The 24,440-nt window shown below is 72.5% G+C and carries 17 protein-coding genes; 10 read left to right on the top strand and 7 right to left on the bottom strand.

Annotated features, from left to right (window positions below; translation table 11 throughout):
• Positions 1-172: 172 nt before the first annotated feature.
• Both F4556_RS19875 and F4556_RS19880 read left to right on the top strand, forming a co-directional pair.
• Entirely contained in the window at positions 173-4,384 is a 4,212-nt protein-coding gene (locus tag F4556_RS19875; RefSeq protein ID WP_184924845.1) for a galactose-binding domain-containing protein, read from the top strand.
• Positions 4,385-4,541: 157 nt separating this feature from the next.
• Entirely contained in the window at positions 4,542-5,555 is a 1,014-nt protein-coding gene (locus tag F4556_RS19880; RefSeq protein WP_221503655.1) for a LacI family DNA-binding transcriptional regulator, read from the top strand.
• Between the two features lie 58 nt (positions 5,556-5,613).
• Here the strand turns inward: F4556_RS19880 and F4556_RS19885 are convergent, their stop codons facing one another.
• The 4 genes from F4556_RS19885 to F4556_RS19900 form a co-directional block, all read right to left on the bottom strand.
• The gene (locus tag F4556_RS19885) at positions 5,614-8,469 is read right to left on the bottom strand and encodes a discoidin domain-containing protein (RefSeq protein ID WP_184918026.1); all 2,856 of its coding nucleotides are present in this window, start codon (positions 8,467-8,469) and stop codon (positions 5,614-5,616) included.
• A 132-nt stretch (positions 8,470-8,601) separates the two neighbouring features.
• Positions 8,602-9,720, bottom strand: coding sequence for a carboxylate-amine ligase (locus F4556_RS19890; RefSeq protein ID WP_184918029.1), 1,119 nt, complete (start codon positions 9,718-9,720; stop codon positions 8,602-8,604).
• A gap of 119 nt (positions 9,721-9,839) precedes the next feature.
• A complete protein-coding gene (locus tag F4556_RS19895) occupies positions 9,840-10,013 on the bottom strand; it encodes a DUF6126 family protein (RefSeq protein WP_184918032.1) in 174 nt (57 codons plus the stop codon).
• Between the two features lie 28 nt (positions 10,014-10,041).
• A complete protein-coding gene (locus tag F4556_RS19900) occupies positions 10,042-10,575 on the bottom strand; it encodes a DUF6197 family protein (RefSeq protein WP_184918035.1) in 534 nt (177 codons plus the stop codon).
• Positions 10,576-10,694: 119 nt separating this feature from the next.
• Between F4556_RS19900 and F4556_RS19905 the strand changes: the two genes are divergently transcribed.
• Positions 10,695-11,252: a methylated-DNA--[protein]-cysteine S-methyltransferase gene (locus F4556_RS19905; protein WP_184918038.1), complete on the top strand. Its 558-nt coding sequence runs from the start codon at positions 10,695-10,697 to the stop codon at positions 11,250-11,252.
• Positions 11,253-11,277: 25 nt separating this feature from the next.
• On the opposite strand, the gene F4556_RS19910 is transcribed toward F4556_RS19905, so the two are convergent.
• On the bottom strand, positions 11,278-12,396 hold the full coding sequence (locus F4556_RS19910) for an ATP-grasp domain-containing protein (RefSeq protein WP_184918041.1): 1,119 nt from the start codon (positions 12,394-12,396) through the stop codon (positions 11,278-11,280).
• A 438-nt stretch (positions 12,397-12,834) separates the two neighbouring features.
• Here F4556_RS19910 and F4556_RS19915 point away from each other — a divergent pair, with 438 nt between their 5' ends.
• Together F4556_RS19915 and F4556_RS19920 are read left to right on the top strand one after the other, a co-directional pair.
• Positions 12,835-14,274 (top strand): family 2B encapsulin nanocompartment shell protein, encoded by a 1,440-nt coding sequence (locus tag F4556_RS19915; RefSeq protein WP_376775794.1) that lies wholly within the window; start codon positions 12,835-12,837, stop codon positions 14,272-14,274.
• Between the two features lie 61 nt (positions 14,275-14,335).
• The gene (locus F4556_RS19920) at positions 14,336-15,388 is read left to right on the top strand and encodes a family 2 encapsulin nanocompartment cargo protein polyprenyl transferase (protein WP_184918047.1); all 1,053 of its coding nucleotides are present in this window, start codon (positions 14,336-14,338) and stop codon (positions 15,386-15,388) included.
• Positions 15,389-15,439: 51 nt separating this feature from the next.
• Here the strand turns inward: F4556_RS19920 and F4556_RS19925 are convergent, their stop codons facing one another.
• Entirely contained in the window at positions 15,440-16,447 is a 1,008-nt protein-coding gene (locus F4556_RS19925) for an NAD-dependent epimerase/dehydratase family protein (protein WP_184918050.1), read from the bottom strand.
• A 168-nt stretch (positions 16,448-16,615) separates the two neighbouring features.
• On the opposite strand from F4556_RS19925, the gene F4556_RS19930 reads away from it, so the two are divergent.
• The 4 genes from F4556_RS19930 (at position 16,616) to F4556_RS19945 (ending at position 20,758) form a co-directional block, all read left to right on the top strand.
• Complete coding sequence (locus F4556_RS19930) at positions 16,616-17,974, top strand: DUF1254 domain-containing protein (RefSeq protein WP_184918053.1); 1,359 nt, start codon at positions 16,616-16,618, stop codon at positions 17,972-17,974.
• Complete coding sequence (locus tag F4556_RS19935) at positions 17,971-19,266, top strand: DUF1254 domain-containing protein (protein WP_184918055.1); 1,296 nt, start codon at positions 17,971-17,973, stop codon at positions 19,264-19,266. Before F4556_RS19930 ends, F4556_RS19935 begins: the two co-directional genes overlap by 4 nt.
• A 108-nt stretch (positions 19,267-19,374) precedes the next feature.
• Positions 19,375-19,881 carry a SigE family RNA polymerase sigma factor gene (locus F4556_RS19940; RefSeq protein ID WP_184918058.1) on the top strand — a complete coding sequence of 169 codons (507 nt, stop codon included), beginning with the start codon at positions 19,375-19,377 and terminating at the stop codon, positions 19,879-19,881.
• 73 nt (positions 19,882-19,954) lie between these two features.
• On the top strand, positions 19,955-20,758 hold the full coding sequence (locus F4556_RS19945; protein ID WP_184918061.1) for a hypothetical protein: 804 nt from the start codon (positions 19,955-19,957) through the stop codon (positions 20,756-20,758).
• A gap of 217 nt (positions 20,759-20,975) precedes the next feature.
• Here the strand turns inward: F4556_RS19945 and F4556_RS39490 are convergent, their stop codons facing one another.
• Positions 20,976-22,616, bottom strand: a complete 1,641-nt coding sequence (locus F4556_RS39490; protein WP_184918064.1) for a BACON domain-containing protein — start codon at positions 22,614-22,616, stop codon at positions 20,976-20,978.
• A 302-nt stretch (positions 22,617-22,918) separates the two neighbouring features.
• Between F4556_RS39490 and radA the strand changes: the two genes are divergently transcribed.
• The gene (gene radA / locus F4556_RS19955) at positions 22,919-24,430 is read left to right on the top strand and encodes a DNA repair protein RadA (protein ID WP_184918067.1); all 1,512 of its coding nucleotides are present in this window, start codon (positions 22,919-22,921) and stop codon (positions 24,428-24,430) included.
• Positions 24,431-24,440: the final 10 nt, after the last annotated feature.

Genomic DNA, 24,440 nt, shown 5'->3' on the forward strand with positions numbered 1-24,440 from the left:
TGATGGCCCGGTCGCCACCCGCCCGGCAAGGTTCCCCCACTCCTCACCCCCACTCCTCACCCCCACCCATCGTTCGGACGACGAGACAGAGGAAACCGTGAGAACCCGAGCTCCGATCCCCCGGCTGGTGGCCACCGCGGCCACCATCAGCCTGCTCGCCCTGGCGGGCCCGATGCTGCCCACCACCGCCTCGGCGGCCGGTGGCCCCAACCTGGCGGCCGGCAAGGCCGTCGCGGCCAGCAGCTCCACCGGCGGCCAGGCCGTCGGCAACATCAACGACGGCAACCAGTCCACCTACTGGGAGAGCAGCAACGGCAGCCTCCCGCAGTGGGTCCAGGTCGACCTGGGCACCGCCGCCAGCGTGGACGAGGTGGTGCTCAAGCTGCCCGCCGCCTGGGGCAGCCGCACCGAGACCCTGGCCGTCCAGGGCAGCGCGGACGGCACCAGTTTCAGCACCCTGACCAACTCGGCGGGCTACAGCTTCGATCCGGGTGCCGCGAACACCGTGAAGATCGGCTTCCCGGCCGCCACCACCCGGTTCGTCCGGCTGGCGATCAGCGCCAACACCGGCTGGCCCGCCGCCCAGATCTCCGAGCTCGAGGTGCACGGCGCGACCGGCACCAGCGCCAACCTGGCCCAGGGCCGCAACCTCACCGCGAGCAGCTACAGCCAGACCTACACCGCGAACAACGCCAACGACGGCTCCCAGTCGAGCTACTGGGAGAGCGCCAACAACGCGCTGCCGCAGTGGATCCAGCTCGACCTGGGCGCCTCGGTCGCGGTGAACAAGCTGGTGCTCAAGCTCCCGGCGGGCTGGGAGAAGCGCACCCAGACGCTCGCGGTCCAGGGCAGCTCCAACGGCACCGACTTCACCGACCTGGCCACCTCCACCGGCTACGTCTTCGATCCGGCCACCGGCAACGCCGTGACCGTCGACTTCGGCACCGCGACCACCCGGTACATCCGGCTGAACGTCACCGCCAACACGGCCTGGCCGGCCGCCCAGCTGGCCGAGCTGGAGGCGTACGGGCCGACCACCGGGGACACCCAGGCGCCGTCCGCGCCCGCCAACCTGGCATACGGTCAGCCGAGTTCGGGTCAGATCAAGCTGACCTGGGACGCCGCCACCGACAACACGGGTGTCACCGGCTACGACATCTTCGCCAACGGCGAGCTGCTCACCAGCGTCGGCGGCAACGTGCTGGCCTACACCGACACCCGGCCCGACAGTGCCACCGTGTCGTACTTCGTCCGGGCCAAGGACGCGGCGGGCAACCAGTCCGGGAACAGCAACACCGTCACCCGTACCGGCGCGACCGGGGACACCCAGGCGCCGTCCGTGCCCGCCAACCTGGCGTACGGTCAGCCGAGTTCGGGTCAGATCAAGCTGACCTGGAACGCCGCCACCGACAACGTGGGTGTCACCGGCTACGACGTGTACGCCAACGGGGTGCTGCGGACCAGTGTCGGCGGCAGTGTGCTGACGTACACCGACAGCCAGCCGGACAGCGCCACCGTCTCGTACTACGTCAAGGCAAAGGACGCGGCGGGCAACCAGTCGGCGAGCAGCAACACCGTGCTGCGCAGCGGCAGCACCGGCGGCACCAACCTGGCGGCGGGCAAGGCGATCACCGCCTCCTCCTCGGTCTTCACCTTCGTCGCGGCCAACGCCAACGACAACGACACCGCCACCTACTGGGAGGCCAACGGGCAGCCCGGCACGCTGACGGTGCAGCTCGGTTCGAACGCCGCGGTGGACTCCGTGGTGGTCAAGCTCAACCCGGCCGCGGCCTGGGGCGCGCGGACCCAGACCATCGAGGTGCTCGGCCGTGACCAGGGCGCGAGTGGGGTCTCCAGCCTGGTGGCCGCGAAGAGCTACTCGTTCGACCCGGCCTCCGGCAACACGGTGGCCATCCCGGTCGGTGCCACCGCGGCCGACGTCCAGCTGCGGATCACCGCCAACTCCGGTGCGGGCGGCGGCCAGGTGGCCGAGTTCCAGGTGATCGGCACCCCGGCGCCGAACCCGGACCTCACCGTCACCGGCACCACCGCCACCCCGGCCAACCCGGTGGAGACCGACGCCGTCACGCTGGCCGCCACCGTCAAGAACGTCGGCACGCTGCCCTCGGCCGCCACCGCCGTGGACCTGTTCCTCGGGTCGACCAAGGTCGGCACCGCGCAGGTCGGCGCGCTGGCCGCCGGTGCCACCGGCACCGTCTCGGTCAACGCCGGGGCGCAGAACGCCGGCAGCTACCAGGTGAGCGCCAAGGTCGACCCGGCCAACACCGTGGTCGAGCGGGACGAGACCAACAACAGCTACACCGCCCCGGCCGCCCTGGTGGTCAGTCAGGTCGCCAGCTCGGACCTGGTGGCGGCCCCGGTCAGCTGGTCGCCCGGCAACCCGGCCACTGGCAACGCCGTCACCTTCTCGGTGGCACTGAAGAACCAGGGCACGGTGGCCTCGGCCGCGGGTGCGCACGGCATCACGCTCACCGTGGCGGACCAGAGCGGTGCGGTGGTCAAGACACTGACCGGCTCCTACACCGGCGCGATCGCGGCCGGTGCCACCACCGCCCCGGTCGGCCTGGGCAGTTGGACGGCGGGCAACGGCAAGTACACCGTGCAGACGGTGATCGCCAACGACGCCAACGAACTGCCGGTCAAGCAGGCCAACAACACCAGCAGCCAGTCGCTGTTCGTCGGCCGCGGCGCCAACATGCCGTACGACACGTACGAGGCCGAGGACGGCGTGCTGGCCGTCGGCGCCTCGCTGGTCGGCCCGAACCGGACCGTCGGCGACCTGGCCGGCGAGGCCAGCGGCCGTCGTGCGGTGACGCTCAACTCCACCGGTGCCTCGGTCGAGTTCACCACCAAGGCGCCGACCAACACCCTGGTCACCCGGTTCTCCATCCCGGACGCGGCGGGCGGCGACGGGATCAACTCGACGCTGAGCGTGTACGTCAACGGCAGTTTCCTGAAGACCATCGACCTGACCTCCAAGTACGCCTGGCTGTACGGGAGTGAGACCGGTCCGGGCAACTCGCCCGGCGCGGGCGGCCCGCGGCACATCTACGACGAGGCGAACGTGCTGCTCGGCACCACCGTCCCGGCGGGCAGCAAGATCAAGCTGCAGAAGGACGCGGGCAACACCTCGCAGTACGCGATCGACTTCGTCAGCCTGGAGCAGGCCACCGCGACCCCGAACCCGGACCCGGCGCACTACACCGTCCCGGCCGGCTTCACCCACCAGGACGTGCAGAACGCCCTGGACAAGGTCCGGATGGACACCACCGGCACGCTGGTCGGCGTCTACCTGCCGACCGGTGACTACCAGACCGCCGGCAAGTTCCAGGTCTACGGCAAGGCCGTCAAGGTGATCGGTGCGGGCCCCTGGTTCACCCGGTTCCACGCCCCGGACACCCAGTCCAACACCGACGTCGGCTTCCGCTCCGAGGCCAGCGCCAACGGCTCGACCTTCGCGGGCTTCGCCTACTTCGGCAACTACACCTCGCGGATCGACGGCCCCGGCAAGGTCTTCGACTTCTCCAACGTGGCCAACACGGTGATCGACAACATCTGGGTCGAGCACATGGTCTGCCTGTACTGGGGCGCCAACACCGATTCGATGGTGATCAAGAACTCCCGGATCCGGGACACCTTCGCCGACGGCATCAACATGACCAACGGCAGCACGGACAACCTGATCAGCAACAACGAGGCCCGGGCCACCGGGGACGACTCCTTCGCGCTGTTCTCCGCGATCGACGCGGGCGGGGCGGACGAGAAGAACAACGTCTTCGAGAACCTGACCTCGATCCTCACCTGGCGGGCGGCCGGTGTGGCGGTGTACGGCGGGTACGCCAACACCTTCCGCAACATCCACATCGCCGACACCCTGGTCTACTCGGGCATCACCATCAGCTCACTGGACTTCGGGTACCCGATGAACGGCTTCGGGACCGACCCGACCAACCTGCAGAACATCTCCATCGTCCGGGCGGGTGGCCACTTCTGGGGCTCGCAGACCTTCCCCGGCATCTGGGTCTTCTCGGCCTCGAAGGTGTTCCAGGGCATCCGGGTGAGCGACGTGGACATCGTCGACCCGACCTACCACGGCATCATGTTCCAGACGAACTACGTGGGCGGTCAGCCGCAGTTCCCGGTCAAGGACACCGTGTTCACCAACGTCTCGATCAGCGGGGCGCAGAAGAGCGGTGACGCGTACGACGCCAAGTCGGGCTTCGGGATCTGGGTCAACGAGGCGGCCGAGGCCGGTCAGGGCCCGGCGGTCGGCAGCGCGGTCTTCAACAACCTGCGGCTGAGCGGGAACTTCCAGAACATCCGGAACACCACCTCCACCTTCACCCTGACCGTCAACCCGTAACCCCGTAACACCCACCGAGAGCGGTGCCGCCGGGAGTCCTGACCTCCCGGCGGCACTTTCGGCTGCCCGGGAAAGGACCGTGATGTCCGGAAAGAGCATGTCGCCCACCGCGCAAGAAAGCGCAAAAACCTTGCGTCCGAAGACGTACACTCGCGGCATGACACGACGACTTGCCCAGGTGGCGCAGAAGGTCGGGGTCAGCGAGGCCACGGTCAGCCGGGTGCTGAACGAGAAGCCCGGCGTCTCCGAGGCGACCAGGGCGGCGGTGCTGACGGCGCTGGACGTGCTCGGCTACGAGCGGCCCACCCAACTCCGCGGTGAGCGGGCCCGGTTGGTCGGCATGGTGATGCCGGAGCTGCAGAACCCGATCTTCCCGGCCTTCGCCGAGGTGGTCGGCGGCGCGCTGGCCGGCCAGGGGTTCACCCCGGTGCTCTGCACCCAGACCGCGGGCGGCGTCTCCGAGGCCGACTACGTGGACCTGCTGCTCTCCCAGCAGGTCTCCGGGGTGGTCTTCTTCGGCGGTCTCTACGCCCAGGCGGACGCGGCCCACGAGCACTACGAGCGGCTGGCCGAGCGCAGCCTGCCCACCGTGCTGCTGAACGCGGCCATCGACGGCCTGGACTTCGCCCGGGTCTCCTGCGACGACGCGGTGGCGGTGGAGCAGTCCATCGGCCACCTGCGGCAGTTGGGGCACCGGAAGATCGGCCTGGTGCTCGGCCCGAGCGACCACGTGCCGTCCCAGCGCAAGCTGGCGGCGGCCCGGGTGGCGGCCGCCAAGGCCGGCCTGGAGCTGCCGGACCAGCACGTGGAGCGGGCGCTGTTCACCCTGGAGGGCGGCCAGGCGGCCACCACCAGGCTGCTCCGGCAGGAGGTGACCGGCATCATCTGCGCGAGCGACCCGCTGGCGCTGGGGGCGGTCCGGGCGGTCCGCCGGGCCGGGCTCTCGGTGCCGGACGACGTGTCGGTGATCGGGTACGACGACTCGTCCTTCATGAACTGCACCGACCCGCCGCTGACCACCGTGCGGCAGCCGATCGAGGCGATGGGCCGGGCGGCGGTGGACCTGCTGGCCGGGGAGATCGGCGGCGCCAAGATCACCCACGACGAGCTGCTGTTCGAGCCCGAGCTGGTGGTGCGCGGCTCGACCGCGCCGCCGCGCTCGCGCGGCTGACCGCACGTCGGAAAGCCCTGACACCCGAGGGGGTGTCAGGGCTTTCGCGCTCGGTGGGTCAGGAGGCGTACGCCTGGAGGTCGGAGAGTTGGGCGGCGGGCCAGCCGGTGTTGCCGGTGAAGGTCAGCCGCAGGTGGCGGGCGGCGGCGCCGGGGAAGCTGACCGTGACGGTGTTGCCGGTGGCCGGGTCGAAGCCGTAGCCCGCCGAAGCCTTCACGGTGGTCCAGCTGCTGCCGTCGGTGCTGGTGAGCACCGAGAGCGTCTCGGTCCGCGCGCCCCACCCGGCCGGCAGTCGGAGCACCAGGCGGCCCACGGTGGACTGGCTGCCGAGGTCGGCGCTCAGCGACTGCGGGAAGGCGTTGTTGGCGCTCTCCCAGTAGCTGTTCGGGTCACCGTCGTTGGCCCGGGACGGGACGTAGACGTCCACGCTGCTGGTCGCGGTGAGGGTCCGGCCCGCGAGCAGGTTCGGGTTGGCGGGCGGGGTGCTCGGGGGAGTGGTGGTGGGCGGGGTGGTCGGGGTGCCGCCGGTGAGTACGGTCAGCTCGGAGAGCTGGGCGGCGGGCCAGCCGGTGTTGCCGGTGACCGTGACGCGGATCCAACGGGCGCTGGTGGAAGGGAAGTTGACGGTGGCGGTGTTGCCGGAGGCCGGGTCGAGCAGGACGCCCCGCGAGGAGGCCAGCTCGGTGAAGGTGGTGCCGTCGGTGGAGCCCGTGACGCTCAGGGTCTCGGTCCTGGCCTCCCAGCCGGCCGGCAGCCTGAGCTGGACGCCGTTCACGTTGGCGGCGGTGCAGCGGTCGACCGTGAGCGACTGCGGGAAGGCGTTGTTGGCGCTCTCCCAGTAGCTGGCCGCGTTGCCGTCGATCGCGTTGGCCGCGCCGTAGTTCTGGTTGCTGCTGGTCGCGGTCGCGCTCGGCGCGCAGACCGGCGGCGTGGAGGTCGAGGGGGACGGACTGGGCGACGGGGACGGGGAGTCGGAGGGTGAAGGGGAAGGCGAGGGCGAGGGCGGAGTGCCGTTGGACGGCCGCCCGCCGTAGGTGAACTTCGGGTCGGGCCAGACACCCGAGCAGGTCGAGCCCGACCAGCCGGAATTGCCGCCGCCGTCGGTGATCACGAAGCCGGTGCCGACGCAGTTGTGGGTCGGGGTGGCGGACTGCGCGATGTTCTTCGCCGTCACGTTGGTGAACTTCATGCTCGCGTTGGCCTGCGCCTGGATCGCGTAGGTGCCCGCGCCGTCGATGTTCACGTTGGTGAAGCTGATCCCGCCGGCCGCGCCCTCGATGGTCTGGATCGCCTCGTACGAGCTGTCCAGGATGTCGCTGTCGGTGATGTTGATGGCCGCGCCGCTGATCGCCTCGTTGAGGCCGCTGAACCAGACCGCGCCGACCCCGAAGTTCCAGTTGTAGTCGCTGTTTCCGGTCCGGATCAGGGTGTTCCGGGCGGCGGTGATGGTGCCCGCGACGGCGGTGCCGTAGCCCGAACTGACGCCCGGGTAGCGGTTGGCGATGTGCAGGCCGCCGCCGTTGCTGATGGTGTCCGCCATCACGTTGTCCGAGATGGTGAAGTCCTTGCCGCCGTACGTGACGACGTTGTTGGCCAGGATCGGCAGCACGACCGTGTTGTGGGTGAAGCTGTCGCCCACGTTCGGCACCCGCTCCGGCCAGGAGGCCAGGCCGTCGTCACCGGTGTTGCGGACGAAGGTGTTGGTGACGGACGAGTTGGTGACGCCGGTGTGGAAGTTCACGCCGTCGGCGGTCTGGTCCAGGATCCGGCTGTTGCGGATGGTGAAGCGGTCCATCGGGCCGTCCATCCAGGCGGCCACCTTGGTGTGCTGGATCCACAGGTTGTCGACCACCGAGTTGCTCATCGCGCCGCCGATGGCGTTCACCTGGTCGTCGTCGATCCGCTCCTGGATGTCCCCGATGATGGCGAAGTCTTTGAGCGTGACGTTCCGGCTCGGGCCGTTCGCCTCATGCGGTCGCACCGCGCCGCCGTAGCCGCCGCCGGGTACGTACTTGCCGTAGATGCCGGCCGCCCGGTTCCGGTTCACCGGGTCGCGCCCGCCGAGCACGCTGTACCAGGGCCCGGCCCCGGCCAGCGTGACGCCGTCCACCACCACGTGGTCGTAGAGGGTGAAGTTCCCCTGCGGGATGAAGACCGTCTTCCCCTGCGCCTGACCGGCGTTGACCGCCGCCTGGAACTTCGCGGTCGAGTCGGTGGCCCCGCTCGGGTCGGCGCCGAAGTCCGTCACCACGTCAAGTGCCCCGGCGGGCTTGGCTATCGGGGCGGCGACCTGCTCGAAGTCGGCCAGGTCGACGGTGAAGCTGGGCGACTGCGCGGTGGAGGAGACCTGAAGCCGGACCTTCGCCCCGGCGGGCAGGGTGGAGCCGAACATGGTCCGGGTCTCGTCGTAGAAGTGGTGCGGATTGGTGTCGCCGGGGTTGTTGTTGAACGGGTAACCCCCGTAGTACCAGCCGTACTTGGAGGTGACCGGCAGGTCCTTCAGCTTCGACCCGTTGACCAGCAGGTCGATCGAGGCGGTCCGCCCCTTGCCGTCGGCGGTGTCCGGCAGGCTGTACCGGAAGCTCATCGCGTTGGCGGGCGCGGTGAGGGTGAACTCCACGTACTGGCCGGTGGAGTTGAGCGTGACGGCCTGTCGACCGGAGGCCTCCGAGGGGAGGGTGCCGTAGCGCCGCTCGGGGCCGATCACGGTGCCGTTGGTGGCCGCGTACTCGGCCTCCTGCTCCTTGAACGGCACGGTGGCACCCCGGCCGGTGACGTCCAGCGGGGACAGGGTCGGTACGGCGGCGGCGTGTGCGGACTGGGCGGTCAGGCCGAGCAGGGCGGCGGAGCTCAGTGCGGCGGCCGTCAGCACGGCGAGCGGGGCGCGCAGGCGGCGGAGCGGGGGTGGCTGCATGGGGGGATGCACTTCCTTGCTGGTCGCGTGGGTGGAACGGCCGAGCGTTGGAGAGACTAGGCGCGACGGTGCATGAAGTCCATGTAAATGTGCAAAATTTCGACAGCTATCACGCAAGTACGTCGGATCGGGTCAGTGCTGCGGCAGGGTGACCGCGTCGACCACGTCCCGCAGGTCGTACCGGCGGCGGTAGGCCGTGCGCTGCCGCTCGGCGCCGCCGCCGTGCTTGCGCAGCTCCGTCCACAGCCTGTGGACGGTCGTGGTGTCCCCGGCGGCGGCCAGGCCGGGGGCGGTCCGGCGGAGCAGGCGGTCGACCAGCTCGTGGGCGGGGGCGGGGGCGCCGGTGGTCAGGTCGACCCCGGCGCCGGTCAGGCCGTCCCGGGCGGCCCGCCAGTGCGCGGCCCGGAGCAGCGAGTCGGGCACCTGCGGGGGCCGGACGCCCCGGACGGCCTCGGCCAGCAGGACGGTGGCCAGCGCCCGGGCCAGCCCGGCCAGCAGGACGACCACCCCGGGGTCGGTGCTCACGTCGCAGACCCGGATCTCCACGGTCGGGAAGCGCTCGGAGGGCCGGGCGTGCCAGTAGGCCATCCGCCGGTCGAGCAGCAGGCCGGAGTCGACCAGCCGGTCCAGCAGTGCGTCGTACTCGGCGGCGTCGGCGAGCAGCGGGGTCGGCCCGGCGCCCGGGAACTGCGCCCAGCGCAGGGTGCGCCAGCCCGCGTACCCGGTGTCCCGGCCGTCGTGGAAGGGCGAGTTGGCGGCGATCGCCTGCAAAATCGGCAGCCACGGCCGGAGGTGGTTGGTCAGCTGGACGGCGCTCTCCCGGTCCGGCACCCCGAGGTGGATGTGGCACCCGGCCACGCCCGCGCCCTGGTCACCGTGGACCAGCGGCCCGTACTCGGCGACCATCAGCCGGTACCGGTCCTGGTCGCTGACGTCGAGTCGGGTGGCGGAGGGGATCACCATGGTGCCGGAGGCCACCGCCCGGCAGTCCGCCTGGTCGGCCGCGGCGGCGACGCCCGCGCGCAGCCGGAGCAGCTCGTCGCGCAGCTGGTCCAGGGTGTGCACCGGTACGGTCCGGGTCTCCACCATGGTCGGGAACAGCTCGCAGCCGACCTGGTCGCCGAGCAGCTCGGTGGCGGTCTTCAGGACCGTCGGTGCCGCGCCGACGGCCGACCGGCTGTACCGGTCGGCGAGCAGGAACTCCTCCTCGACCCCGATGGTCGGCAGCTGGCCCGCACCGGACTCCGACATCGCCCACCGTCCCGTTCCCGTGGTTCCGCCTGTCGCTGGGCAGTCTGCCCGGCCGTCGGTGAACGAACCACGGGACACGCCTGCCCGATCGGGTGGAGCAACGACGGACAAGCCCGAGCTCAGTGGCGGTTGCCCAGCGCGAAGAGCAGGATCACGAACCCGGCGAAGAGGTGCGTGCCGGCGATGTAGATGGACGCCCGGACCAGCATCTGGCGGCGCCTGCTCTTCTCGTCCCGGACGGCGCTGCTCCGAACGGCTCCGGTCCCGGCATCGCTCCGAACGGCCTCGGTCATCGTCGGGCTCCTTCGGGTCGCGGCCGGGTCAGATCCCGAGTGTACGGGCGCGCGCGGCGGCCCGGTCGAGCACTCGGTGGACGTCCGCCTGCCGGGTGGCCGGGTCGTCGTTGTACTCGTCGGGGGAGCTGACGGGGTGTCCGCCCGCGTGCAGCACCTCCATCACCTGGATCCGGGCCCGGCGGGCGTCCGCCGGGGAGCCGAAGCCGTGGGCCAGTACGGCGGCCTGGGCGCCGAGCAGGCAGACCCGGCCCTCGGCGTCCCACATGGTGCCCTGCACCCAGCCGGCCGCGGCCAGGTACCGGGAGGTCAGGGTGAGGTGCCCGGCGATGCCGACCCGGGTGGGCGCGGGCGGCCTGCGCAGCAGGCGGTCCAGCAGGGTCGCGGCCGGCGGCCGGTACTCCGCGTACCAGGGCTGCCTGACGCTGCCGAGCGGGCAGACGTACGGCAGCTCGGGGCGGGCCGGGGAGGAGGCGAGGTAGGCCTCGATCTCGGCGACCAGGTCGGAGCTGTCGACGGTGAGCAGGGGCGGGAGAATTAACGGCTTATGGGGTGATTTCACCCTTTCTTGATACCGGACGTTCCGGCGGCGCGCCGGGGCCGACTCGCGGGGCGTTCCCGGCGCGGCGGAAATCGGGAATCCGGCGGTCGGCCGTGGGTGGGCGCGGGTAGCGTGCTGGTATGTCGATCTCCTGGGTGACCGTGCCGACGCCGCTGCCGAGCGGGCCGCTGCGGCTGGCCGTCACCGAGCAGGGAGTGGCGGCGGTCTCGTACCACGGGGACGCGATCGGGGGCGTGCCCGGCCGGGTGGGCATACCGGAGTGCGTGGACGAGAGCCGGGCCGGGCTGGTGCGGGCCCGGCTGGCGGAGTACTTCGAGGGCCGGCGGACCGAGCTGGGGCTGCCGATCGACTGGCGGTTCACCACCGGGCCGCACCGCACCGTGCTGCAGACCCTGACCGCCCAGGCCGGCTACGGGCAGACCCTCACCTACGGCGAACTCGGCGCCCGCAGCGGGGTGTTCGAGGACTTCACGGACGGCGGATGGACCGCCGCCCGGACGGTGGGGAAGATGATGGGCGCCAACCCACTCTGCCTGCTGGTGCCCTGCCACCGGGTGGTCGCCTCGGACGGTCTCGGCGGCTTCGGCGGCGGGCCGCGCGGCCTGGAGATCAAGCGCTGGCTGCTCACCCTGGAGGGCGTGCTGCCGCCCACGCTGGACTGGAACGGCCCCGGCTGACCCCGGGGCCCCGGCGTAGGACCGGTCAGACCAGGGCGGCCAGCGGCTTCGGCTGGTGCAGGGTCTCCGCCCGGTGCACGGCCACCACTGCCTGCTGCGGGGCCACCGGCTGGTGCAGCGCGGCCGCCAGCGGCGGCAGCACCGGCTGGATGCCGGCCACCAACGCGTAGTCCTCGCCGAGCAGTTCGTCGGCCGGCGGCAGTACGGGCAGCCGGCCGAGCGCCAGCTGCAGGGCGGCCAGCGGCAGGTTGAGCCCGCACAGCCGCAGCTGGTGCAGACCACCGGACGGCCGGGTGTTGATGTCCAGCAGCACCGGTACGCCCCGGTGGTGGCGGAACTGCACGTTGGAGAGGTACGCCATCCCGAAGGTCTCGATCAGCCGCCGGGTCGGCTCCAGGTACACCGGGTCGACGGTGAAGCTCCGGCGGCGGCTGCTCTTGGTGCGGCCGACGGCGGCCAGCAGCCGGCCGTCCGGGTCGGCCAGGCAGTCCACCGAGACCTCGGGGCCCTCCAGGTAGGGCATCACCAGCAGGTCGACCGGCCCGGGGGCGGCGGCGATCGCCTCGGCCAGCTGGCCGAGCTGCACGCTCCCGCTGGGCCAGCCGGCCAGCAGCCCCAGGTGGAACGGCTCCCGGGTGATGGTGCGGAAGCCCTCGCCGCCCGCGCCGCTGGCCGGCTTGAGGCAGGGCTGATCCCCGGCGTACTCCAACTCCTCCACCGCGCGCAGAAGTTCGTCGGCGGTCCGGACGTGGTGCCAGCTCGGCACCGGCAGTCCGGCGGCCGCCATCGCGACGTAGCCGTCCACCTTGCTCTCGAAGGTGGCGATCGCCTGGGCGGGCGGGCAGATCAGCGCGGTGCCGAGGGCGGCGAACTCGGCGCCGCGCCGGGCGATCGCGAGCTGGTGCAGCCGGGGGAGGAAGACGTCGATCCGGTGCCGGTCGCAGAAGTCGAGGGCGAACTCGACGTACGCCTCGGCGGACAGCCCGTCCGGCTCCAGCAGACCGTGGTCGGCGGCCGCCAGCACGGGGGAGTCGGCGTCCACGTGGGTGGCGTAGACCTCCACCGGCGCCGTCCGCAGCAGGTCGATGAAGAAGACGTTCTCGGCGTAGGTGCGGTTCAGCCAGACACGGGTGGGGGCGATCACGGGGGTCTCCCAGGGAAAAAGGGCAGCAAAAGGCGTGGGAGGGCGGCTGGCAGAGGATGGCCGACCGGCCTTGGCTGCGCCCTTGAAGTGGCACCTTAGCGCTCTCGGCCGAACGGATGAACGGGGGGTGGCGGCCGATCCGCGGCGCCGATCGGGGGGATCCCCGACGCTCCGTCAACTCACCTGAAAGGCCGCCAAGTTGACCTGGCGGTCGACAGGTTTCCGGGATGTGAATTCTTCGACGGCCGGAGTGCGACGGCGTACGCCATGCACAAAAACGGCGCCTTCGGAGCGCGAACGTCCGAACAGTCACTGATTCGGGTGAGCCCGGTGGCATTTGTCGATCAGCTGAGCCCGCCCGGCCGTCACCATGAACCACGCAACGCGATCAGTCCATCGTGCCCGCATCGTGCTCGCGGAGAGGCCCCCTCGATGTCCATCACCACCAATGTCGGTATCCCCCACCAGGGTGGGGAGCCACCGGCCGGGGTCGGCGTGCACCCGCACCCGGCGGCCCAGCGGCAGAGCCTCGGCACCGAGGCCGCCCGACAACTGGCGACCACCACCAAGTCCGCCCCGCAGATGCAGGAGATCACCGACCGCTGGCTGCTCAAGGCGCTGCCCTGGGTCGAGGTCGCGGGCGGTGCCTACCGGGTGAACCGGCGGCTGAGCCACGCCGTCGGTCAGGGCCGGGTGGCCTTCGAGCAGACCGGCTCCGAGGTCCGGGTGGTGGCGCCGACGCTCCGGGAGATCCCGCTGCTCCGCGACTTCCCGGACGACCGGCTGCTGGTCGAGCTGGCGGGCCGGTTCACCGCCCGTACGGTCGCCCCCGGCGAGCTGCTGGCGGAGGCCGGGCAGCCGGTCGACCAGGTCTTCCTGATCGCCCACGGCAAGCTCGACCGGCTGGGCACCGGCAAGTACGGCGAGACCACGCTGCTCGGGATGGTGGCCGACGGCGACCAGCTGGGCGACGAGGCCCTGCGGCAGCCCGATGCGCTCTGGCCGTACGCGGTCCGGGCCGCCACGGCGGGCACCGTGCTGGCGCTGCCTCGGGCGGCCTTCCAGGAGCTGACCGAGCGGTCCCCCGCGCTGCGCGAGCAGATCGAGCGGTACGCGGCGGGCACCCGGCACGCCGTCAACAAGTACGGCGAGGCGGAGATCGAGCTGTCCGCCGGGCACCGGGGCGAGGTCGGGCTGCCGGGCACCTTCGTGGACTACGAGCTCCGGCCGCGCGAGTACGAGCTGAGCCTGGCGCAGACCGTGCTCCGGGTGCACACCCGGGTCGCCGACCTCTACAACGAGCCGATGAACCAGACCGAGCACCAGCTCCGGCTGACCGTCGAGGCACTGCGCGAGCGCCAGGAGTACGAGCTCGTCAACAACCCCGAGTTCGGCCTGCTGGCGACCGCCGCGTACGAGCAGCGGATCTCCACCCACTCCGGGCCGCCGACCCCGGACGACATGGACGACCTGCTCAGCCGACGCAAGAGCACCCGGTACTACCTGGCGCACCCGAGGGCGATCGCCGCGATCGGCCGGGAGGCCGGCAAGCGCGGCCTCTACCCGGAGACGGTCGAGCTGGACGGTAAGCGGCTCACCGCCTGGCGTGGGGTGCCGATCCTGCCCTGCGACAAGATCCCGATCAGCAAGGGGCAGACCACCTCGATCCTGGCGATGCGCACCGGGGAGGACAACCAGGGGGTGATCGGGCTCCGGCAGACTGGTCTGCCGGACGAGTACGAGCCCGGGCTCTCGGTGCGGTTCATGGGGATCGACGAGAAGGCGATCACCTCCTACCTGGTGAGCACCTACTACTCCGCCGCGGTGCTGGTGCCGAACGCGGTCGGTGTGCTCGAGAACGTCGACATCGCGTCCTAGGGCCGCGGTACCGAGCTGCGGGCGGTCCGCGCGCAGCCACTTCTTCTGGGGGAGGACGTACATGGGGATCTTCGCGATCGAGCGGGAGAGCCGCGAGGGGGTCGAGGCCATCGAGGTGCTGGCCCGCTCCCGGGCGGTGGTGGATCCGGTGCTGCGGGCGGCCGTCGAGTCGCTGCCCGCCGCGATGCGGCGGGTCTCGGGGTACCACTTCGGCTGGTGGGAGGCGGACGGCACGGACTCGACCGCCGGTTCGGGCAAGGCGATCCGCCCGGCCCTGGTGCTGGCGGCGGCCCAGGCGGTCGGGGCCGCCCGGCCCGCCGTCGCGGTCCGGGCGGCGGCCGCCGTCGAGCTGGTGCACAACTTCACCCTGCTGCACGACGACGTGATCGACCGGGACGACACCCGGCGCCACCGCCCCACCGCCTGGCGGGTGTTCGGCGCCACCGAGGCGATCCTGGCGGGCGACGCGATGCACTCGCTGGCCCTGCGGGTGCTCGCGGAGGACGAGCACCCGGCCGCCGCGGTGGCGGTCCGTCGGCTGGCCGACTGCGTGGTCGAGCTCTGCGAGGGCCAGCAGGCGGACTGCGCCTTCGAGCGGCGCGACGACGTCTCGCTGGCCGAGTGCCTGGCGATGGCCGAGGCCAAGACCGGTGCCCTGCTCGGCGCCGCCTGCGCGATCGGCGCGCTCTACGGCGGTGCCGGGGAGCAGGCGGCGGACGCGCTGGACGCGTTCGGCCGGGAGATCGGGCTGGCCTTCCAGCTGATCGACGACCTGATCGGCATCTGGGGCGACCCGGCGGTCACCGGCAAGCCGGTCGGCGCCGACCTGGCCGCCAGGAAGAAGTCCCTGCCGGTGGTCTTCGCGCTCGCCGCCGACCGCCCAGGCAGTGCCCGATTGGCCGAACTCTACGCACTGGACCGCCCGTTGACCGCCACCGAGCTGCACGAGGCGGCCGCCGCGGTGGACCAGGCCGGCGGCCGGGCCTGGGCGCAGAGCGAGTCCTGCGAGCGGATGGCATCCGCGATCGCCCACCTCGCGGACGCCGTCCCCGACCCGTCGGCGGCCGACGACCTGCTGGCGCTGGCGGAGCTGGTCACCCGACGGGCGTACTGAGCACCTCTCGGGCGGCACCGCCGTGGTCTGGCGGTGCCGCCCGCTGTCGGCTCAGCCCAGCTTGGCCAGCAGCTGCTGCTCCTTCGCCCGGTCGATCCCGAGCGGGGTGGTGCCCTGCCGGTAGGGGTCGGCGGCCGGGCCGCGCTGCTGGATCCAGGCCCAGGTGTCGGCGACCGTCTCGGCCAGCGGGCGGGTACGCAGTCCGGCCGCCGCGGCTTTCGCGGAGTCGGTGGCCCAGATGCCCGACCACTCGGCCGAGGACGGACTCCAGAGCGGCAGTTCGACCCACGGCATCACCTCCGCCTCCGCGAGCAACTCGTCCGGCGCCCAGACCAGTTCGGCCCTGCTGCCGGTGACCGCCACGCAGGCTTCGAGCATCCCGCGCATGGTGCTGGTGCCGGGCAGCGCGGTGGTGACGTACCGTCCGGCGTCGCCCCGCTCCAGCAGGTCGAGCCCGAAGGCGGCGAAGTCCCGGGCGTCGATCAGCTGGAGCTTGCGCTCCGGGTCGCCGCCCGCGAGCACCCGGCCCCCCTCGGCGATCCGCTCCAGCCACCAGGGCAGCCGGCCCACGTTCTCGTACGGGCCGATCAGCAGGCCGCAGTTGAGGATCAGCGACCGCTCGGGCCCGAACGCCTCCAGCACCGCGCGCTCGCAGCCGGCCTTGAGGTGGTTGCCGGGCGGCTGGTCGGCCGGGGTGTCGGCGGGGCAGGGCTGGGTGGCGGAGTTCTCGTCGACCGGCAGCGCGGGCCAGTCGGTGAAGGCGTGCACGGAGGAGACGAAGGTGTAGTGGTCGGTGTGGTCGCGCAGCGTCCGGGCGGCCAGCGCGACCGCGTACGGCTGCTGCCCGGCGCTGTCCACCACGGCGTCCCAGCGGCGGCCCTCGACCAGCCGGGCCAGGTCCTCGGGGGAGTTGCGGTCGCCCCGGACGGCTTCGACGCCGGGCTGGTCGGGGCCGGAGAGGCCGCGGTTGAAGGTGGTGACCCGATGGCCACGCCGCAGGGCTTCGGACACGTAGGCGCGGCCGAGGAAGGAGGAGCCGCCGATCACGAGGAGGTTCATACCGTCAGCCTGCGCCCGTCGGGCGGTGGCCGGAAGCGGGGTTCGCCCTGGGCAAAGCCGGTTCGCCGAGAGCTGACGCTCCGTCCGACATGCCGGTCGGTCGTGGGCGGCATAGCATCCGTTCCGTACGGTTCATGACGGTATGTCCGACCTGGGGAGCGCGACGGCATGGGTAACCCGGCACTGGTGGATCCGGCGACGGTGCGCAGGACGGCGGCGGAGGGCTGGATCTGGGGATTCAGCCTGCTGGAGAACTACCGCACCATGTACCCGCAGGCCATCGACGAGGCGGACCCCCGGTACGTGGGCGGCTTCGGCGTCTTCCGGCACTACCCGAAGCCCTTCACCCCCGCCAACACCGACGTGGTGACCCCGAACAACGACACCCCCTACTCCTGGGCCTGGCTCGACCTGCGGGCCGAGCCGTGGGTGATCGAGGTCCCGGCGATGAACCGCTACTACGTGATCCCGGTGCACGAGCTGGACACCCCGTACGTCGGCTTCGTCGGCTCCCGGACCACCGGCCAGGAGGCCGGCCGTTACCTGGTCACCGGCCCCCGGCACCACGACGTCCCGGCGGACGGCTTCGACGGGGTGCTGCGCGCCGACACCGAGCTGGTCGGCATCCTCGGCCGCACCTACCTGGCCGGCCCGGAGGACGTACCCGAGCTGGAGCGGATCCAGGGCAGGTACCGGCTGCTGCCGCTCAGCGCGGACCGGGGCACCGAGCCGCCGCCGGCCCCGCACGAGCCGGTCTGGCCGGTCTGGCGGGAGGAGATCCGGGACACCCTGGAGTTCTTCGTCCTGCTGGACTTCCTGCTCGGCTTCTTCCCGCCCCGGCCGGCCGGCAGCGCCTTCCCCGCCGAACAGGACCTGCGCCGCCGACTGGCCGAACTCGGCATCGGTGTCGGCGACTTCGAGCCCGCCACGCTGACCGCCGAACTGCGCGAGTCGATCGCCCAGGGCATCGCGGACGGCCGGGCCGAGCTGGAGCGGGCCGCCGCCGGGACCGTAGGTTCTACCGGCCTGTTCGGCACCCGGGCCGAGCTGGGGGAGGACTTCCTCGCCCGCGCGGTCGGCGCCCACATGGGCCTGTACGGCCTGCCGTCCGCCGAGGCCTGGTACGGCGGCTGGGCGGCGGACAGCGAGGGCAACCGCCCGCCCGACGCCTCGGAACGCGACTACGTGCTGCGCTTCCCGCCCGGCAAGCTGCCGCCGGCCCGGTTCTTCTGGTCCGCCACCATGTACCGGCTGCCCGAGCGGCTGCTGGTGGACAACCCGCTGCAGCGGTACTCGATCGGTGACCGGACCCCCGGTCTGGTCTACGACCCGGACGGCGGCCTGACCCTGCACGTCCGGCACAAGCGCCCGGCCGACGCCGACCACAACGCCAACTGGCTGCCCGCTCCCGACGGCCCGTTCACCGTCGTGATCCGGCTCTACGGCCCCGATCAGGCCGTCCTGGACGGCAGTTGGACCCTCCCCGTCCTCGCCCTGCGCGGGCCGGAGGAGGAGGACCAGGCGTGACCGCGGCCGACCCGGAGGCCCTCGCCGCGGCGGCCTACGTCTACGGCTCACCGCTGGTCAGCGGCCTCACCACGGTCGACCGGTGCGCGCGGCAGGGCCTGGGCGGCCTGACCGGCACCGGGTACAACCGCTTCGGCCACGCCGACCGGGCCGTCGCGGCCGGTTCGGTGAACGCCGCCGCCGTCTGCTCGATCGCCCAACTCGACCTCTCCGGAGGCCCGTTGGTGCTCGACGTGCCGGACACCGGCGGTGCCTACCTGGTGCTCCAGTTCGTCGACGCCTGGACCAACAACTTCGCCTACCTGGGCCGCCGGGCCACCGGCACCGGCGCGCAGCGCCGCCTGCTGGTGCCCCCGCACTGGCACGGCACCCCCGAACCGGGCCTCCAGGTCATCGAGTGCCCGACCACGGTCGCCACCGTGATCGGCCGCACCGCCTGCGAAGGACCGGCCGACCTGCCCCGGGTCCGCGCCCTGCAGGCCGGGCTGACCCTCAGCCCGCTGGAGCCCGGCGGGGTGTACGCGGGCCTGCCCGAACCCGACCCCGAGGTGCCGGAGGAGTTCCACTTCCTGGAGCAACTCCGGCTCTGGGCAGCGCAGTTCCCGCCCGCCGTGCCCGACGTCGAGTATCAGCAGCGGTTCGCCCCGCTCGGTCTGCTGGACGCGGGCGTCTCGCCCTACCGCAACCCCGCCCCCACCTGGGCCGCCGCGCTGGCCGCCGGCCTGGCCGAAGGCCGCCGCCTGGTCGAGCAGGCCGGCCGCCCCGACCCCGACCGGCCGGGCGGCGAGTGGACGCTGAACCTGCATCTCTTCGACTACAACCTGGACCACCTCGGCCCCGGCACCCTCGACGACCCGCAGTGGCGGATCCCCGACCGCCGGGCCGCCCACCTGACCCGCGCGGTCGCCGCCCGCGCCGCACTCTGGGGCAGCCACGCCTACGAGGTGGTGCAGGCGACCACCTCCCAGGACGCCGACGGCAGGCCGCTCACCGGCGCCCGCTCGTACACGCTGCGCTTCGAGGAACCGCCACCGGTGGACGCCTGCTGGTCGCTCACCCTGGACGACGCCACCGGCCACCGCTCGATCGGCGACCGCACTCCGGGCCTGGTGTACGCACCGGACGGCTCGCTCACCCTGCTGCTCCAGTACGAGCGGCCGGACGACGCCGACCACAGCGCCAACTGGCTGCCCGTCCCGGCGGGGGAGTTCCGCGCGGTGATCCGGCTCCACCAGCCGGGCGCCGCCGTGCTGGACGGCACGTACCGGCTGCCGCCGCTGCGACCGCACTGAAAGGCCCCGCTGAAAGAAAGTGCTCCTGCGGCGCGACATCCTGGCAGCTCACGTAGTCATGAGGGGTATGCACGGGGATCGCGGAACAAGGGAACAGGCGGGCACCGAGTGAAATCAGCACAGGAGGATGAGTACCTGGAGTTCGTGGCTGAGCGGGCAAAGGCGCTGTACCGCTCGGCGTACGTCCTCGCGGCCGGTGATGTGCACCTCGCCGAGGACCTGGTCCAGGAGACCCTCAGCCGGGTGTACGTGCACTGGAACCGGGTGGCCGGTGCGGACAGCCCGGCGGCCTACGCCCAGACGGTGCTGGTCCGCACCTTCCTCAGCCTGCGGCGTCGGCGCAGCACCGGCGAGCGTCCGATCGGGAACCTGCCCGACGACGCGGCGTCCGGCCCGGACACCGCACTGCGGCTGACCCTGCTGGACGCGCTCGGCCAACTGCCGCCCCGCGACCGGGCGGTGCTGCTGCTGCGCTACTGGGAGGACCGCAGCATCGAGGAGACCGCCCGGATGCTCAAGCTGAGCAAGAGCGCGGTCCGCTCCCAGGGCACCCGGGCGCTCGCCAGGGTGCGCGCTCTGCTCGGTGACAGCCTGTCCGACCTGGTTCCGCACTGAGCATCCGTGCCCGCAGGTCAAACCGCTCACACGTCCTCATCAGCGACCGAAAAACCGAAAAGGTGACACCAGCATGCCGTTCGAAGCAGATTTCGCCCATGCCGTGAACCGCACGACCGACTCCCTCGAACCCGACCTCACCGCGCTCCTGGGCGGAGCCGTCCAGCGCGGACGGAGCCGTCGGCGTCGGCGCAGCGCCGGCGTCATCGCCGGGGTCGGCACCTGCGCCGCGGTCGCGGCGGCCGCCCTGGCGATCCCCGGCACGTCCGTCGGGACCCACCTTGGTGGCTCCGACATGGAGATGGTGGCGCTGGCGATGCCCCGGTCCGCGATCAGTGGCGACCAGATGACCGCGGCCCTGCAGAAGACGTTCCCCGGGGGCCGGTTCAGCCAGGTGACCGGGCAGAGCAACAACCCCTCGGATCCGCGCGGCGGGCTGGTCGCCAACGGCGGACTGGTCCTCGACGACGGTCAGGGCGCCGCGTTCGTCGGTGTCTCGACCGTGCGGCTCAAGCTGCCGCTCAAGGACGGCGACGGGCTGAACTGCGAGCGGACGCCCGCGCGTCCCGCAGGTGACACCTGCGCGATGAGCGAGCTGCCGAGCAGCGCCGCGATCCCGGGCGGTGCCGTCGTGATGTTCGAGCAGAGCGCGGCCAAGCAGCCGGCCACCGCCGACACCGCCCGCCGCTGGACGGTGACGGTGACGGTGAAGTCGACCGGCGGGCAGCTCCAGCTGGTGGAGTGGAACAGCACCGGCGGGGGCAGCGGCGCCGACACGCCGAAGCCGACCCGGGTCGCTCCGCCGCTCTCCGAGCAGCAGGTGGTGGCCGCGCTCACCGGCGAGGTCTGGGCGCCGATCCTCGGTGCCGTCGCCTGACGTGCCGTCGGGTGACGTGGCGTTGTCTGACGTGGCGTCGGGCGACCGACGGCGCTTCTAACGTGAGGGATGGTGCGGCGGCCGGGCCGCCGCGGTAGGCCGGTGCGGGGGCCGACGTGGCACCCCCCGCCGTCGGGCGCCGGGGCGACCGCCCGGGATGCCCGGGGTGCGGTACCTCATCGCGTACTCCCCGGGGCGTCGGCCCGCGATCGGCCCGTCACGGGGACGCGGGCGTGCTCGGCCCGGTGCTCGGCGTGGTGCTCGGCGTCGGGGAGTGGCCGGGGGTGTCGCCCGGCGTGGGCGTGGGGCTGCCGCTCGGCGGCGCGCTCGGTGTGGGAGAGCCCGTACCACTCGGAGTCGGTGACGGCCTCGAGGTCGGTGTCCGCTCCGGTTCCGGGGTGCCGGGACCGGTCGGTGCGGGCGAGGAGGCCGGCGGCTGGGTGGGGATGCCCCGGTCGGACGGGCCGCCCTCCAGGGTGACCACGGCCTGGGACGGGGGCAGCGCGATCCGGGCCCGCCACTGGTGGTCCGGCGCCCGGGACTGATCGACCGTCACGGTGACGGTGATCCGCTGGGCCGGGGCCAGGGTGCCGGAGTCGCGGCTCAGCCGGAGCCAGTCGACGTCCAGTTCGGCGTGCCAGCGGATCGTGGTGCCACCGGAGTTGACCAGGGTGATCACCGTGCGCTCGCCGAACTCCTGCGCCTCGACCGTCAGCTGTCCGGGGCCGGCCGGCGGCTGGGCGGGAGCCTCCGGCCGGGGCGTGGCGTTGCCCAGCCGGGTGGCCCCGTGCCCCGGAACCGGGACAGCCGGACCCAGGACGGACGGCAGCAACGTTTCTGCGCCCATGGTGACCGAACCGGCCAGCTCAAGACCGTGCTCCGAGCCGACCGGCGTCACCGGTACCTCCCGGACCGACGGCCCGGCGGACGGCCGCGCGGGTGTCTCCACCCGCACCGAGGAGACCGCCGCCGTCCCCGCCGTACCCTCGCCGCCCCGGTGCGCACCCCAGAGCGCCACCACCGGAGCCGTCAGCACCGCCGCCAGCACGCCCGTGGTCACCACCCGCTGACGCACCGCCAGACCACCCAGCCGACTCGGCGCCCGGTGGCGGGGGAAACCCCGCTGGTCGAACCGGAGCGCACCCTCCTCGGGACCGGCCGGCCGCCGGGACACCATCCGGGCCCGCAGCTCCTCCGGCGCGGGCAGCAACGGCAGCCCGGGCAGCGCCGCCAGGCCCCGGCCCAGCTCGCCGGAGACCCGCTCCGCCGTGCCCCGGCAGGTCGGGCAGTCCACCACGTGCCGCACCAGCTCGCGGCGCAGCGCCGGACCGAGCACCCACTCCCGCCAGCTCTCCGCCCCGGCCCCGCCCAGCTCGGCCAGCACCGGGCAGCTGCCCACCCCGAGCACCAGCAGCGCGACCCTGGTCCGCCACACCTCCGCCTCGGCGGCGGCCAGCAACTCGTCGCCCGCCGCCCTGGACAGCCCCAGCACGGCCGCCACCTCGTCCGGCCCGAGCCGGTGACGCACCGCCAGCTCCAACGCCTCGCGCTGCTCCGGCGGCGTCCCGGCCGCCTCCGGCCAGGCCAGCGACGCCAGCTCCGCCCGGTGCTCCGGCCCCGGCGCCACCAGGCCCTCGGCCAGCCGCCGCAGACAGCAGTGCCGCGCCAGCGAGTACAGCCAGGCCCGGCGCAGCGCGGGATCGGCCAGCCGCTCGCCGTGCCGCAGCGCGAGGTCGCGCACCTCGCGGACCGCCGCGACGGTGGCGTCGTGCTCGCACAGGACGGAGAGACAGTACGTGAACAGCCCGTCGGCGTACTGGTCGTAGGCCGCCGCCGTGGACGTGGGGGAAGTCGTCACCCGTCCGACGCTAGGCACCGCGCTGCGGCCCGGGGCCGATTCGGGCCCCTTGTACTTCTTTCGGGTAACAACACCACCCGACCGAGAACCTTTTGCAGAGGCCTCAGCCGGAGCTGACCAGGGGCTCGGGGAACTGCGACGCCGACCCTTGCAAGGTGATCGTGCGTAGGTGGTCAGGCACTTTCGTATGTGACCCCGGCGTCAGATCTCCTCGCAGTTCCCCGAGCCCCTGGATAGTGCAACCGGGCGCCCTGCAGAAGGCGCAGCCCTCACTGTCGGTGCCAGCCGCTACGGTGTGCCCCATGGCTGCCCGCACCAAGACCACCGCCAAGCCCCGCCCGGCATACCGTTGCACCGAGTGCGGCAACCAGCTGCCCAAGTGGGTCGGCCGCTGCCCCGAGTGCAACGCCTGGGGCACCGTGGAGGAGTACGGCGCCGTCCCGATCCGGACCACCGCCGCAGGCCCGGTCAGCACGCCGGCGAAGCCGATCGGCCAGATCGACGGCAAGGTCGCCACCGCCCGTACCACCGGTGTCCCCGAGCTCGACCGGGTGCTCGGCGGTGGCCTGGTGCCCGGCGCGGTGGTGCTGCTCGCGGGTGAGCCCGGTGTCGGCAAGTCGACCCTGCTGCTGGACGTGGCGGCCAAGGCGGCCAGCGACCAGCACCGCACCCTGTACGTGACCGGTGAGGAGTCGGCCAGCCAGGTCAGGCTGCGCGCCGACCGGATCAACGCGCTCTCCGACCACCTCTACCTGGCCGCCGAGTCGGACCTCGGTGCGGTGCTCGGGCACATCGAGGCCGTCAACCCCGGTCTGCTGATCCTGGACTCGGTGCAGACCATCGCCTCCGCCGAGCTGGACGGCGCGCCCGGCGGCCCGGCCCAGGTCCGCGAGGTGGCGGGTGCGCTGATCCGGGCGTCCAAGGACCGCGGCATGGCGACGCTGCTGGTCGGCCACGTCACCAAGGACGGTTCGATCGCCGGGCCCCGGCTGCTGGAGCACCTGGTCGACGTGGTGCTGAGCTTCGAGGGCGACCGGCACGCTCGGCTGCGGATCATCCGCGGCATCAAGAACCGCTACGGCGCCACCGACGAGGTCGGCTGCTTCGAGCTGCACGACGAGGGCATCGTCGGCCTGGCCGATCCGTCCGGGCTGTTCCTGACCCGGCGTGACAAGCCCGTCCCGGGGACGTGTCTGACGGTCACCCTGGAGGGCCGCCGTCCGCTGGTGGCCGAGGTGCAGGCGCTGATGGTGGATTCGCAGATCCCGTCCCCGCGCCGGACCACCTCCGGTCTGGAGTCGCCCCGGATCGCGATGATCCTGGCGGTGGTGGAGCGGCACGGCGGCGTGAAGCTCGGCAAGCAGGACATCTACACCGCGACGGTCGGCGGCGTGAAGCTCACCGAGCCGTCCGCCGACCTGGCGATCGCGCTCGCGGTGGCCAGCTCCTCCTCCGACACCCCGCTGCCGAACGGCCTGGTGGCGATCGGTGAGGTCGGCCTGGCGGGCGAGGTCCGCCGGGTGACGGGCGTTCAGCGGCGGCTCGCCGAGGCGCACCGGCTGGGCTTCACGCACGCCCTGGTCCCGCCGGATCCGGGCAAGGTCCCGCGCGGCATGAAGGTGGTCGAGGTGGCCGACATCGGGGAGGCACTGCGGGCCATCCCGGGCCGCCGCAAGGCCGCCGCGAAGCCCCGTACGGAGGCCGCCGGAGGGCCGCCCGCGCCCCGTCCCGCACCGGTCGCGGCACCCGTCGTGGCCTACCCGGAGGAGCTCATGGAGGGCTGGGAACCGGTCGACTCGGACGAACTCAACTGACCCAGACCTC

The organism is Kitasatospora gansuensis (assembly GCF_014203705.1).
Taxonomy (GTDB): Bacteria; Actinomycetota; Actinomycetes; order Streptomycetales; family Streptomycetaceae; genus Kitasatospora; species Kitasatospora gansuensis.

Coding starts and splice junctions, on each gene's coding strand:
- F4556_RS19875 (WP_184924845.1), top strand. CDS start 173: ATGCTGCCCACCACCGCCTCGGCGGCCGGTGGCCCCAACCTGGCGGCC.
- F4556_RS19880 (WP_221503655.1), top strand. CDS start 4,542: ATGACACGACGACTTGCCCAGGTGGCGCAGAAGGTCGGGGTCAGCGAG.
- F4556_RS19885 (WP_184918026.1), bottom strand. CDS start 8,469: ATGCAGCCACCCCCGCTCCGCCGCCTGCGCGCCCCGCTCGCCGTGCTG.
- F4556_RS19890 (WP_184918029.1), bottom strand. CDS start 9,720: ATGTCGGAGTCCGGTGCGGGCCAGCTGCCGACCATCGGGGTCGAGGAG.
- F4556_RS19895 (WP_184918032.1), bottom strand. CDS start 10,013: ATGACCGAGGCCGTTCGGAGCGATGCCGGGACCGGAGCCGTTCGGAGC.
- F4556_RS19905 (WP_184918038.1), top strand. CDS start 10,695: ATGTCGATCTCCTGGGTGACCGTGCCGACGCCGCTGCCGAGCGGGCCG.
- F4556_RS19920 (WP_184918047.1), top strand. CDS start 14,336: ATGGGGATCTTCGCGATCGAGCGGGAGAGCCGCGAGGGGGTCGAGGCC.
- F4556_RS19925 (WP_184918050.1), bottom strand. CDS start 16,447: ATGAACCTCCTCGTGATCGGCGGCTCCTCCTTCCTCGGCCGCGCCTAC.
- F4556_RS19930 (WP_184918053.1), top strand. CDS start 16,616: ATGGGTAACCCGGCACTGGTGGATCCGGCGACGGTGCGCAGGACGGCG.
- F4556_RS19945 (WP_184918061.1), top strand. CDS start 19,955: ATGCCGTTCGAAGCAGATTTCGCCCATGCCGTGAACCGCACGACCGAC.
- radA (WP_184918067.1), top strand. CDS start 22,919: ATGGCTGCCCGCACCAAGACCACCGCCAAGCCCCGCCCGGCATACCGT.